Annotated in this window: 14 protein-coding genes; 10 read left to right on the forward strand and 4 right to left on the reverse strand. The window is 41.6% G+C overall.

Annotated features, from left to right (window positions below; genetic code table 11):
- Positions 1–112: 112 nt before the first annotated feature.
- Together J2S78_RS03970 and J2S78_RS03975 are read left to right on the forward strand one after the other, a co-directional pair.
- The gene (locus tag J2S78_RS03970; RefSeq protein ID WP_306896467.1) at positions 113–1,630 is read left to right on the forward strand and encodes a sodium-dependent transporter; all 1,518 of its coding nucleotides are present in this window, start codon (positions 113–115) and stop codon (positions 1,628–1,630) included.
- Positions 1,631–1,632: 2 nt separating this feature from the next.
- A complete protein-coding gene (locus J2S78_RS03975; protein ID WP_125554952.1) occupies positions 1,633–1,740 on the forward strand; it encodes a methionine/alanine import family NSS transporter small subunit in 108 nt (35 codons plus the stop codon).
- A 382-nt stretch (positions 1,741–2,122) separates the two neighbouring features.
- Here J2S78_RS03975 and J2S78_RS03980 read toward each other — a convergent pair whose 3' ends face one another.
- Complete coding sequence (locus J2S78_RS03980; protein ID WP_306896470.1) at positions 2,123–3,109, reverse strand: M23 family metallopeptidase; 987 nt, start codon at positions 3,107–3,109, stop codon at positions 2,123–2,125.
- A 189-nt stretch (positions 3,110–3,298) separates the two neighbouring features.
- Between J2S78_RS03980 and lipA the strand changes: the two genes are divergently transcribed.
- Positions 3,299–4,201 carry a lipoyl synthase gene (gene lipA / locus J2S78_RS03985; protein ID WP_125554954.1) on the forward strand — a complete coding sequence of 301 codons (903 nt, stop codon included), beginning with the start codon at positions 3,299–3,301 and terminating at the stop codon, positions 4,199–4,201.
- A 102-nt stretch (positions 4,202–4,303) separates the two neighbouring features.
- Here lipA and J2S78_RS03990 read toward each other — a convergent pair whose 3' ends face one another.
- On the reverse strand, positions 4,304–4,897 hold the full coding sequence (locus J2S78_RS03990) for a YhcN/YlaJ family sporulation lipoprotein (protein ID WP_306896473.1): 594 nt from the start codon (positions 4,895–4,897) through the stop codon (positions 4,304–4,306).
- A gap of 138 nt (positions 4,898–5,035) precedes the next feature.
- On the opposite strand from J2S78_RS03990, the gene J2S78_RS03995 reads away from it, so the two are divergent.
- A complete protein-coding gene (locus J2S78_RS03995; protein ID WP_370871500.1) occupies positions 5,036–5,317 on the forward strand; it encodes a YutD family protein in 282 nt (93 codons plus the stop codon).
- Between the two features lie 47 nt (positions 5,318–5,364).
- Here the strand turns inward: J2S78_RS03995 and J2S78_RS04000 are convergent, their stop codons facing one another.
- Together J2S78_RS04000 and glpX are read right to left on the reverse strand one after the other, a co-directional pair.
- Positions 5,365–5,643 carry a hypothetical protein gene (locus tag J2S78_RS04000; protein WP_306896477.1) on the reverse strand — a complete coding sequence of 93 codons (279 nt, stop codon included), beginning with the start codon at positions 5,641–5,643 and terminating at the stop codon, positions 5,365–5,367.
- A 74-nt stretch (positions 5,644–5,717) separates the two neighbouring features.
- A complete protein-coding gene (gene glpX / locus J2S78_RS04005; RefSeq protein ID WP_306896479.1) occupies positions 5,718–6,695 on the reverse strand; it encodes a class II fructose-bisphosphatase in 978 nt (325 codons plus the stop codon).
- A 170-nt stretch (positions 6,696–6,865) separates the two neighbouring features.
- Here glpX and J2S78_RS04010 point away from each other — a divergent pair, with 170 nt between their 5' ends.
- From J2S78_RS04010 to thrB, 6 genes are all read left to right on the forward strand, one after another.
- Positions 6,866–7,330: a DUF86 domain-containing protein gene (locus J2S78_RS04010; protein ID WP_306896481.1), complete on the forward strand. Its 465-nt coding sequence runs from the start codon at positions 6,866–6,868 to the stop codon at positions 7,328–7,330.
- A 4-nt stretch (positions 7,331–7,334) separates the two neighbouring features.
- Positions 7,335–8,099 (forward strand): TIGR01457 family HAD-type hydrolase, encoded by a 765-nt coding sequence (locus J2S78_RS04015; protein WP_306896484.1) that lies wholly within the window; start codon positions 7,335–7,337, stop codon positions 8,097–8,099.
- A 363-nt stretch (positions 8,100–8,462) separates the two neighbouring features.
- Positions 8,463–9,482, forward strand: a complete 1,020-nt coding sequence (gene yutH, locus J2S78_RS04020) for a spore coat putative kinase YutH (RefSeq protein WP_306896486.1) — start codon at positions 8,463–8,465, stop codon at positions 9,480–9,482.
- Between the two features lie 141 nt (positions 9,483–9,623).
- Complete coding sequence (locus J2S78_RS04025; protein ID WP_306896489.1) at positions 9,624–10,928, forward strand: homoserine dehydrogenase; 1,305 nt, start codon at positions 9,624–9,626, stop codon at positions 10,926–10,928.
- Positions 10,925–11,995: a threonine synthase gene (gene thrC, locus J2S78_RS04030; RefSeq protein ID WP_306896491.1), complete on the forward strand. Its 1,071-nt coding sequence runs from the start codon at positions 10,925–10,927 to the stop codon at positions 11,993–11,995. The genes J2S78_RS04025 and thrC overlap by 4 nt, the downstream gene beginning before the upstream one ends.
- Positions 11,985–12,914, forward strand: coding sequence for a homoserine kinase (gene thrB / locus J2S78_RS04035; RefSeq protein ID WP_306896492.1), 930 nt, complete (start codon positions 11,985–11,987; stop codon positions 12,912–12,914). The genes thrC and thrB overlap by 11 nt, the downstream gene beginning before the upstream one ends.
- Positions 12,915–12,922: the final 8 nt, after the last annotated feature.

Consider the following 12,922-nt stretch of genomic DNA (forward strand, 5'->3'; position numbering starts at 1 on the left):
GGAGGGACAGGGCTTTTCTTTACGTTTTTCGTGAAGTATAAATAATTAGAGGGCATTATTCTGAATATTCAATATTGGATATGTCGTACACAAGAAAGGAGTTCAGTGACCCATGAGTATGAGAGAGCAATGGGGAACACGTGCCGGTTTTATACTAGCAGCCGTTGGTTCCGCTGTCGGATTGGGTAATATATGGCGTTTTCCGGCGACAGCATTTGAAAACGGCGGCGGCGCGTTTTTTATCCCGTACCTATTTGCATTGCTTACGGCTGGGATTCCGCTTTTGATTTTGGAATTTACGATAGGTCATAAATACCGCGGATCAGCGCCGTTAAGTTATGCAAAAATGGGTAAGAAATCAGAATGGATTGGCTGGTGGATGGTGGTCGTTTCGTTTATCATATCCACCTATTATTCCGTTATTATTGCGTGGGCTATGTCCTACAGTATCTTTTCCTTTAACTTGGAATGGGGCTCAGATACGGCAGGATTTTTAACAGGGGATTATTTACAGGCAACAGATCCTGGTCAATTTGGAGGCCTCGTACCGGGCGTACTTATCCCGCTTATTATCGTATGGCTGGTTACACTTGGCGTACTTTTCCGAGGTGTGAAAAAGGGTATTGAAATGGCGAATCGGATTTTTATTCCGACACTTGTTGTTATATTTATCATTATTGTTATTCGCGCCGTTACTTTACCTGGGGCTGCAGCAGGTCTTCAAGCCTTTTTCGAACCTGATTTTAATGCGATCACTTCAGGAGGCGTGTGGGTAGCTGCATATGGTCAAATTTTCTTCAGTTTATCGATTGCGTTTGCAATTATGATTACGTATTCGAGTTATCTTCCGAAAAAATCGGATATTACAAATAATGCCTTTATCACAGGGTTCAGTAACTCTAGTTTTGAGTTGCTTGCCGGAATTGGTATTTTTGGTGCCCTTGGATTTATGGCAACTCAAGCAGGAACGTCTGTTGATGAAGTTGTAGATGGCGGTATTGGTCTTGCGTTTATTGTACTGCCGCAAATCATTAATGAATTTCCAGCACTAAGCGGTCTGTTCGGTTTCTTATTCTTCGCTTCGCTCGTGTTAGCCGGATTGTCTTCGCTTATTTCTATTACAGAAACGTATGTAAAAGGTATTTCAGAAAAACTAGGCATATCAAGGGCAAAAGCTGTTACTTTCGGCGGTGGACTGGCTGCTGTGATTTCTCTAGTTTATGCAACAAGAGGTGGTATTAACTTCTTAGATGCGGCCGATTATTTTATCAATCAATTTGGTGTAGCATTACTCGGTCTTGTGGAAGTTGTAACTATTGCTTGGTTCATGCGTAAACTTAACGATTTTCAACAGCACGCAAACTCTGTTTCGGATATTCGTGTGGGTGTTTGGTGGAAAATATGTCTTGGCATCATCACACCACTAGTACTCGGTTATATGATGTTTGATCTATTCCGTCAAAACTTACTGAAGCTATTTGAGACGGACAATGGAAACTATGAAGGTTATCCGGATATGTTTATCTTGTTAAACGGATGGCTTGTGGCAGCGTTAGCCTTGATTATAGGTGTTATCTTCATGTTTATCCGTTGGAAGAATAAGCCCGAAACCGATGAGGAGGCGAGTTAATTATGACAGGTAGTGCAATTTTTATGATGATACTCGGTATGCTCATTATTTGGGGTGGCCTCACCGCAAGCGTTGTTTATGCGCGCAAGGTGGCCAAGCAAAAAAAATAATGTATGAAAAGGAGATGTCTCAAAAATGAGATGTCTCCTTTTTTATAAAATGTGGAGTTTTGTGGAAGTAAGGCTAAGACCATGTCAGTGGAAAGCGTCTTGTATGAAGCGCAGACCACTAAAGGAAGGGGCTGTATCAAAAGTCTACTACTAGCCAAAAAATGCTTTTAACATTTAGGGCATGCGCTGCAGGTGGACGCTTTCACTCCAGAGCATAAGAGCGACATCGGCTCCCTGCGGATCACCGTGTCTCCTTTGCCGCGGGCAGAGCCGCCTTCCGCTTCTGCCCATGGTTAAATTCTCTTTGTTATAGAAAGGAGCTGTACCTTTTGATACAGCTCCTTTTTCACTCATTTGTCGTTATCCAATCCTGGAACAGAATCTATTCGTTGTTACGTTCTCCCTTTTCCCACGATTTTAAGGAAGGATAAGGATCAAACGACCACTCACTGTAACCATTATCTCGATACATCCCGTAGTGCAAGTGGGGTGGGAATTTCCCTTCAGTACCGGGTTTTCCGTAACCGGTACTTCCGACGTAGCCTATCGTATCACCGGGGGCTACAATATCACCTTTTTCTAAACCTTCTTCGTAACTAGTTAAATGACCATAGTAATGATACGTATTTGTAAGATCCCGAATGCCGAGACGCCAGCCTCCGTATTTGTTCCAACCTTTTAATTCGACTACTCCATAAGATGTCGCCCGCGCAGGTGTACGATACCCTGCAAAAATATCGGTTCCTTCATGAATGCGACGTCCACCCCATCCTCTTGTATCTCCCCACGTACTGCGGTAACTGTAATTATAATTCAATGGCACAGGAAAAGCATGATCGTCCAAATCCAGTGTACCGTATTTTCGATAAATCCGGGCATGTCCTGTAATAATGTTTATCGCTTGGTCTCGTTTGTAATATTCCCACAGGCCAAGTTGGATATTGTTATCGTCAAAACCGTATTCCGCAAGATAATTGGCAAATGTATATAATACGTCTGCATCCTCTTTTAGAGAAGCTTTCCCATTCTCATTCCCGTCGAGACCAACACCGTCAAACATAGAAATAGCAGTCGGGTTATCTTCCTCCATATTAGGGTTCAGCGGGCCAGACCATTCCTTAGGGGAATAGTAAATATTTATGACTCCTTTTGCTTCTTCTCGATCGTTTCTGGCACGACGAAGCCCTTTTTCATACGCATCGACACCAGCAAGCCAATACCAAGGAATTTGCGTCATGGTTTCCATTTTTTTATACAATGACATTCGTTCTGCGTATATGTCTTCTGCCGATTTATCAGCGGCGGCAGAAGCATGGGGGAGAGCGATAAATAATAGTAATAGAAGCATTATTATTAATTGTTTTTTCATGTACAACCGGTCCTTTTTTATATTCTAATTGTAGTATGTCTTCCTCTTGTTTTTTTACTATGACAATCACTGGAAATAAACTAGACAGTTGGCGGTCCGGTACAAGACATGTTAAAGTATAGAGGAATATAGAAATAGTTACCTACAGGGAATTCCCCTTATAGATTAGAAAAATAGGAGTGATAAAGGTTGGCCAAAACAGAAGAATATCTCCGTAAGCCGGATTGGTTAAAAATTAAATTAAACACGAATGAGTCATATAAAGGGTTGAAAAAAATGATGCGGGAAAAAAACCTGCATACCGTTTGTGAAGAAGCGAGGTGCCCAAACATCCACGAATGTTGGGGAGAACGAAAAACGGCGACTTTTATGATTCTAGGTGATATATGTACAAGAGGTTGCCGCTTTTGTGCTGTGAAAACAGGGTTACCAAACGAATTGGATTGGGGAGAGCCAGAGCGTGTTGCCGAGTCTGTAGAGCAAATGGGTCTTAAACACGTCGTTATTACAGCTGTTGCAAGAGACGACCTGAAAGATGGTGGTTCAGCAGTATTTGCCGAAACCGTGCGTGCTATCAGACGCCGCAACCCTATGTGCACGATTGAAGTACTTCCATCGGATATGATGGGACGGGATGAAAACCTTGAAATATTAATGGAAGCACGCCCGAATATATTAAATCACAACATCGAAACGGTGCGTCGATTAACACCTAAAGTACGAGCCAGAGCTACATACGAAAGAACATTGAATTTCCTTAAACAGTCAAAGGAATTGCATCCTGACATTCCAACGAAGTCCAGCCTAATGGTAGGATTGGGAGAGACCAAGGAAGAAATTATAGAAACGATGGATGATTTGCGTGCCCACAATGTTAATATAATGACTATTGGCCAATATCTTCAGCCAACCAAAAAACATCTAAAAGTACAAAAGTATTATACCCCAGATGAGTTTGCTGAATTAAAAGAAATTGCGATGCAAAAAGGATTCAGTCATTGTGAATCTGGTCCACTTGTCCGTTCTTCGTATCACGCTGATGAGCAGGTGAATGAAGCACAAGTACATGAAGAAGCTAATAAGTACGCTTAATAAGAAAAGCACAAGCGCCCTGAAAGGATGTAGGGGTTGCCTGCAGCCTGGAGTGACTTAGCAAGACACCCCAATCTCCCAGTAGAAAAAAGGCCGATTTTCCTACATCGTGTAGGATTCGGCCTTTTCCTTTGGTGTGACAGGCTGCTCCGTCATATTGCGCATGCTTTCAACGACTTTTTCTATAGACTGGCGTCCTTCGACGGAACGAGCACGCATCCCTTTGTAGGATTCAATATCTTCAATCATGTTTTCATTGTCTGTTACAACAGTAATGAAAAAATAAGGAACGGCCGCTTCTACCATCATTTTAACGTGTTTTGCGACTTCTTGCGTGTCATCTCTATCGGTTTTAAATGCGGCAAGGGCATATTCGTTAGTTACTAAAACCCCGGCTTCTTCCACTTCTGGGGACCGAGCAATTATGTTACTGAGACCTTCGGCAATACGTTGACGATCAATTAAATCATGCATCGACATGTCTTCGTCTAAATCATTATCATTAAAAACACTTCGGCCGTACCCAAACCGATTTCCATCCTCCGGCTTTATTTCTCCGTCTTTATCATTAGAGATATAATCAAGAGCATTTTCCGGTCCGTATTCCGCACTTAAATCTTCTTTTTCTGTATTTGTAATGCCTGCACATCCTTGGAGCAAGAGAATGAAGACTAAAATAAAAGCAGTATTCTTCAAGATATTTGCCTCCTTTTCTTCTTTCGTACTAGTCGTAGTATGTCTCATTCTGTAGTAAATTAAGGTGGGAATTCGCGGAAATATCGATGAAAAAAACGTCATATGCTACAATGGGATAGATAAGGTGAGGTGTTTACCGTGATTGAAATTCAAGATCAACAATTTGAATTAGTGGAAGAAAACCGTGACGGTTGGGATGAGGATGTTTTTACAGAACGTTATAGTGAAGTACTTAATAAATATGATTATATTGTTGGCGATTGGGGTCATAGTCAACTAAGGCTACGTGGTTTTTTTGATGATTCCCGTAAGAAAGTATCGTTTGATTCAAAAATCAGTACACTGCAGGATTATTTATTGGAATACTGCAATTTTGGATGCGCTTATTTTGTTTTGAGAAAAATAAGAGAAGAAGAATAAAAACTCTCCCGCTGCTTTTGGCAGATGGGAGAGTTTTTATAATTAGTTTATTTTTTTTGAGCATAGGAATGAACAGGATGAGCATTTGGATAATGTCTCGGGTTATCATTATGAAGGTCTTTGTTTTCGTAATTAAAGGCACTGTAAGATCGCTGTCCTTCTTTCCAGGGTGTGCTTTTGCCGGGTTCTCTTTCAATGGGAGAACCATAGGGACCTTCTGGAAACGTTTCCGGCAGCACATATTCACGACTCACTTCTACGTTGGCAAAGTCTTCATAAGTGGCTGATTCATGGGCTTCACGATATTTTTTATATCTCCCTTTCACCCTTATCCCTCCTCTGTTCTATATTCCCCACTTCTTTTTTAAATATATAGCATGTATCATTTTCCAAAACATCGTTAATCGTCTTCTTCCATGACAAGATGCGGCTTGTGATCAAGGTGATGGTGTGCTTTAATGTAGCGGACAGTTCGAGTTTTCGCACGCATGACAATCGAATCTGTTTCTGTCAAGTCTCCTCCAAGAAAACGAACACCTTCGAGCAGTTCTCCTGACGAAACTCCCGAAGCGGCAAAAATGGCATCGTCGCCTTTGACAAGGTCATCTAGGGTTAAGACATTAGATGTATTTTCCAATCCCATTTCCCGGCAGCGCTCTTCTTCATGTTCATTGCGTGGGGCAAGGCGGCCCTGCATGTCACCACCTAATGCTTTGATGGCAGCTGCTGAAATAACTCCTTCAGGCGCTCCACCGATACCTACAAATAAGTCAATCCCAGTGTGTGGAAGGGCTGTTGCTATGGAAGCTCCAACATCTCCATCCCCAAATAATTTAACTCTTGCGCCTTTTGCACGTACGCGATCGACAATATCTTGATGACGGTCTCGGTCTTGAATAATAATCGTTAAATCACGTACTCGTTTATTAGTCATCTTTGCGACAATATCTATTGTTTTTTCGATTGGATCATCAATTCGAACAAGACCAGCGGCTTTTGGGCCAACGACAAGTTTTTCCATGTACATGTCTGGCGCATGTAGTAAGGTTCCTCGGTCTGCTACTGCAATAACAGCCATTGCATTAGAACGCCCACTTGCAACAATATTTGTGCCTTCTAATGGATCGACGGCAATATCCACTTCTGGTCCGTTATCACTGCCGACTTCTTCGCCAATGTAGAGCATCGGTGCTTCATCTTTTTCTCCTTCACCTATTACAACCGTTCCTTGACAACTTACGGAGTCAAACATCGTTCTCATGGCGGTAGTGGCAGCATCATCGGCTTCGATTTTTTCTCCCCGGCCAAGCCATTGGGCAGAAGCGATAGCAGCAGCTTCTGTTACGCGTACAATTTCTAGAGCTAATTCTCTATCCAACGTTATATCCTCCTAAAAGAAAATAAAATCCGTAAAAATGAAAAAACAATTCCGTCATTTATCCTACCATAAGAAAAGATATTTTGGATAACAACTTTTAAAAAAGAGTATGTTCCATTCATATGATATACTAGAGGACAGGATATTTTAGCGAATAGGGGGCTTTACATTTGTATTTTGTCGATCGAAAAAAAATTGAACATATTCTTACATATATAGAAGAACTTGCTTCCGTATTTCCGGAAGTAACGGAGGCCAAAACAAAGAAGGAACAATTGGCACTAGAACGAATCACGCAAGGCTGGATTGAAGCTATAACAGATACAGGCAATCAAGTGATTGATGGCTTCATTATGAGAGACCCTGGAGGATATGAAGATATTATAGATATCCTTCATGATGAAAAAGTGGTACCTGAACAAGACGTAGAAGGTTTAAAACAGGTCATAAGACTTCGTAAAAAATTAGTGCAAGAGTATTATAATATTGATTATGGAGTGCTTCAGGATGTTTTAACGACACACAGTAAGTCTGTTGAGCAGTTTCCGGCGCACGTTCGTTATTATTTAGAAAACGAATTGGGCCCTGTATCTGCTTTTTTGCCGAATGACAACAAAACGTCAGAGGAGGACTAAAAGGTTGAAATCATATAAAGGCTACTTAATTGATTTAGATGGTACGATGTACCGTGGGACAGAACCGATTCCTGAAGCGGGTTCGTTTGTCAGAAAACTCGAATCAAAAGGGATACCTTATTTATTTGTAACTAATAATTCTTCTGCAACACCGGCGGATGTGGCCAAAAAACTGCAAAGCATGGACGTTCCGTGTGAAGAATCTCATGTGCTGACAACCAGTTTATCGGCAGCTACTTATTTGTCCAATCGTGCAGTCAAACAAAGTGCTTATGTGATTGGAGAAAATGGTCTAAGAAAAGCGATAGAAGAGGTTGGTATCGTGGAAGAAGAAGAAAATCCGGGTTTTGTCGTAATTGGCATGGACCGCAGCGTAACATATCAAAAATTAGCAAATGCTTGTCTCGCTGTTAGAAATGGGGCTCACTTTGTCAGTACGAATGCAGACGTTGCTCTGCCTTCTGAAAGAGGGTTTTTGCCTGGAAATGGAGCGTTGACGTCCGTTATTTCCATATCTACTGGCACAGAACCTGTATTTATAGGTAAACCTGAGACAATTATGATTGAACAAGCAGTGGAAATACTAGGGCTGAAACCGGAAGAAACAGTTGTCGTTGGCGATAATTACGATACAGATATAAAAGCAGGAATTAATGCCGGTTTAGACACGATTCATGTTGGGACAGGCGTTACTTTAACTGAAGAGCTTGACGAAAAGCCAACTGCGCCGACTTATGCAATTTCTTCTCTGTGTGAATGGGATATGTAATTCGTCCATCCATTTACGCCTGTTGATTTACCATTTTCCGCCCTATAAAAAGGCTTTATTGTCCTCAAAAACAGCGATCAAAGCGCTCTTAATCCCTGTTTTTCGTTTGGCAGTGCCGTCTGCTCGACTCCAGCGGGAGAAGCGTCAGCCGAAGATAATCGGGTGGTTTTCCCGGTAGCTGAGGCGACGCCCGCGGAAAGCGAGCAGGAAAGGGCGGAGCCAAACGAAAACGTTGTATATATTTGGTTAATCAACAGGCTTGTCATCCATTATTACTTTTTATCATTTTTCAAAGCAGCTACAGGGGTATCAAACTTCTCTCTGTCATACAATCAAATAACAGTATGACAGGAGGGAATATTTATGATGCAGAGAATGGTGTACGATTATTACGGTTTGTATATGGAGGAACAGTTTCAGGTCGGTCGTTATACTGGATTTGCTACAAAAGATGCTAATTATCTTTTCGTACCTGAAAGCCAAGAAAACACGTCAGTGTGGGAAGAAAAGTTACAATGGGCCCAAATGATGAGGCAGGGGGATGAAACGGTTGCGCTGTTTATTCCTTCCATACAAAAAAACCGTTCGATAACACTAGATGGAGAAAAACAACTATTATTCCAACTGTATGTCGAAAAAACAAGAGACGACGGTACAGAAGAATATAATGGCAGAGAATTGGCGAAATTTCACAATCGAGGAATGGTCATGTTTCCACCTGTCTCTTCCGAGTTGTTTGTGCAGCGTTGGAGTGAGTGGTGGGAGAAAAGGCTGGACCAGTTGGAAAACTGGTATCAAAGCGTAAAAACAAAACCCGCATTTTCGCTCATGGACCGTTGGTTTATCAAAACATTCCCTTATTATTTAGGGATGACAGAAAATGCAATACAGTGGTTAAAAGCAATTCCGGTTCATGAAAGAACAGAAGAAGCTGGTTGTATTAGTCACTTTTGTTACACTCCTGCAGCATGGGTGACGATAGCCCCAAATACACGACCAATTAAATTACCATCAGATTGGTTGTATGATCACCCGACCCGGGATATAGCAGAATGGATGAGGCATGCGATGGAACAAGGCTATTCACACACACAAATCGAAAGCTTTGTACAAAATTATGAACGGTATAACCAAGTAACATCGTTTGGTTGGGATTTAATAATAGGTCGTTTGTTATTTCCTTATTATTATCTCGAACAAATGGAACAAACGTATTTACGAGAGAACATAGGAGCAATGGAAGAAACTTTGTATCATTTAGAACAATCATGGGAAAAAGAAGGAACTCGGCTGGAACATATTTCCTCACTGAAAGAAATCTTTCCATATCATTTTCAAAAATTGCCGGATTGGCTTTTAGGCAGAGATGTATCTTTCTTATAATTCTTATCGTTTCCCTTGTAAAATAATGAATAACCTTATATAATGTCCATTATATAAAGACATTTGTTTCCCTAGCAAACACAAGATGAAATAAATCATAATATAAAAAGAAATGCAGCAGTCAGCGAGAGGTGAGAGAGAATGGAACAAATAAATATCGGTCTATTAGGTCTGGGAACAGTGGGAAGTGGAGTCATTCAGATTATTGATGAACACCAACAGGAATTGCAACACCAAACGGGAAGTGCGGTGTCAGTGAGCAAAGTTCTCGTAAATAACAAAACAAAAGAACGTAATCTGGACACAAGCCATTTGATTTTAACCGAAAAAGCGGCTGATGTAATAGAGGATCCGGAAATAGACGTTGTAATTGAAGTTATGGGTGGAATAACAGAGGCCCGTGATTACATCCTTCAAGCAATACAAAACAAAAAACATGTGGTAACTGCTAATAAAGACTTAATGGCACTGCACGGCACAGAATTACTGACAAAGGCTGAGGAAAATGAGTGCTGCTTGTTTTATGAAGCAAGCGTTGCAGGTGGTATACCTGTTATTAGAGGTATCACTGAAGGATTGGCGTCTGACAGAATTACTCAAATGATGGGAATTGTTAATGGTACAACGAACTATATCTTAACAAAAATGGCGCAAGAAGAAAGAGATTATGAAGAAGTGTTAGCGGAAGCCCAAGAATTAGGATTTGCTGAAAGCGATCCTACTTCGGACGTTGAAGGATTAGACGCAGCACGAAAAATAGCCATATTGGCGCGACTTGGCTTTTCTATGAATGTCGAGTTGGATGACGTAGAATTGAAAGGTATTACGACAGTAACGACCGATGATATGGATTATTGTAACCAATTAGGATACACATTGAAATTAATCGGTTTGGCAAAGCGGACCGAAGAACGAGTAGAGTTGACCGTGCAGCCAATGTTACTCCCTAATGATCACCCGCTCGCTTCTGTCCAAAACGAGTACAATGCTGTATATGTTCATGGCGAAGCAGTAGGAGAAACGATGTTTTATGGACCGGGAGCGGGATCTTTGCCAACGGCGACGGCAATAGTATCAGATCTTGTAGCAACTATTAAAAATTTAAAATTAGGTGCTGGCAGTGGTTTTGCTTCCAGACCACTTCACACGAAAGCTATTCAAGCAAATGAAGAAGTCCTTTCTAAATACTTTTTACGCTTGCAAGTGAAAGACGAGACAGGAACGTTTGATGACTTAACTTCTTTGTTTGCAAAAGAGGATGTTGGTTTTGATAAGCTATTACAATGGCCTTTAGAAGAAGAAGACAATACTATGTCTGAAGTGGTTATTATTACTCATATGACGAATCGAGCCGCTTATGAGAGAATTTATCAAGAACTTGAAAATATGGACGTTGTACTGGATGTTAAAAGCAGTTATCGCGTAGAGGGAGGACAAGTATCATGAGCAGCTGGAATGGCTTAATTGATGCCTATAAAGATTATTTACCGGTGAATGAAGAAACACCATCACTTACATTAAACGAAGGAAACACCCCATTGGTACGTTTGGAACAATTATCGGACGAGTGGGGGGCAGACATTTACGTAAAAACCGAAGGGATTAACCCCACTGGTTCTTTTAAAGATCGGGGAATGGTGATGGCTGTTGCCAAAGCGAAAGAGGAAGGCAGTAAGGCGATTATTTGTGCATCTACAGGTAATACTTCTGCCTCCGCTGCTGCTTATGCTGCAAGAGCTGGTCTTCGTTGCATCGTTGTAATACCTGAAGGGAAAATAGCACTTGGAAAACTAGCCCAAGCTGTTATGTACGGAGCGGAAGTATTTGAAATTCAAGGTAACTTCGATAACGCTCTCGAGATTGTACGTTCAATCAGTGAGAAAGAAAATATAACGCTTGTCAACTCCGTTAACCCTTACCGCATTGAAGGGCAAAAAACATCGGCGTTTGAAGTATGTGACGCATTGGGAGAAGCCCCTGATATTTTAGCGATACCAGTTGGAAACGCCGGGAATATCACCGCGTATTGGAAAGGATTCAAAGAGTATCACGAGCAAAAAAATACCGGTCTTCCACAAATGCGCGGTTTTGAAGCGGAAGGTGCTGCTGCGATAGTACAAGATAAAGTCATTGAAGAACCAGAAACGGTTGCTACAGCAATTCGTATCGGAAACCCTGCAAGCTGGAGTAAAGCTGTTGATGCGGCAACCGAATCGAACGGCGAAATCAGCTACGTGACTGATGATGAAATTTTGGAAGCTTATCAACTTCTTGCCCAAAAAGAAGGAGTGTTTGCTGAACCTGCCTCGTGTGCATCCATGGCTGGACTAAAGAAACAATTAGAAAACGGTACTATTGCTAAAGGGTCAAAAGTCGTTTGTGTTTTAACTGGAAATGGATTAAAAGATCCAAGTACTGCGATTGATACAGTAACGGTAAAACCAACAGTTCTGCCGAATAGTGAGGAAGCCTTTCTTGAAAAATTAAAAGGTGGTGTTGCAGGTGGAAGGTGAAAAAATGGTCATCACTGTTCCGGCTAGTTCTGCTAATCTAGGGCCAGGCTTTGATTCTATCGGTCTGGCGGTTAACCGATTTTTGACTTTAGAGGCAGAAAAAGCAGCAGAATGGAGTTTTTCTTCCACTTCTTCCGAATTAGATGGAATTGCTGAAGGAAAAGATAATCTTGTTTATCAAGTGGCAGAAGAACTGGCTAGACAGCTTGGAATGGATCTTCCACCATGTGAAGTCAAGATGACCAGTGATATTCCACTTGCGCGCGGATTAGGCAGCAGTGCAGCAGCGATTATAGCTGCGATTGAACTAACAGATCAGCTGACAGGTGCCTCTTTAACAAAAGAAGAAAAAATGAGGTTTGCGAGTTTGTGGGAAGGACACCCGGATAACGTCGGACCTTGTCTTTACGGAGGATTAATTGTCGGGACGCATACAGATGAAGATACAAACATGGTTCATTGTGGTGTGCCAGACGTTGATTTAGTAATGGCCGTTCCGGATTCCGAGTTAATGACAAAAAAAGCGCGTGGTATTTTGCCTGAGCAGTTGGAGTACCATCATTCGATTCGTGGTAGTTCTGTCAGCAATGTTTTAGTGGCAGCACTCTTGAAAGAAGACTGGGAACTGGCAGGTAAAATGATGGGACGCGATGTGTTTCATCACCCATACCGAGCAAAACTAGTGCCAGGCCTACTAAGTATAATGGATAACATTCAAGATTATGGTGCATATGGGGCTGCGTTGAGTGGAGCTGGTCCTACTGTCATGTGTTTAGCACCACGTGGAAGTGGAGAATATGTTAGAAACAAGCTTCAAGCTGATTATCCTGATTTTCATGTACAAACAGCGGAGCCAGCAGCATTCGGTGCTGTGGTCCAATATATGAAGATGAAAGAAAATAGCGGCATGTCTATGTAATAGGGAAG

The sequence above is a fragment of the Salibacterium salarium genome (assembly GCF_030813635.1).
Lineage (GTDB): Bacteria > Bacillota > Bacilli > Bacillales > Marinococcaceae > Salibacterium > Salibacterium salarium.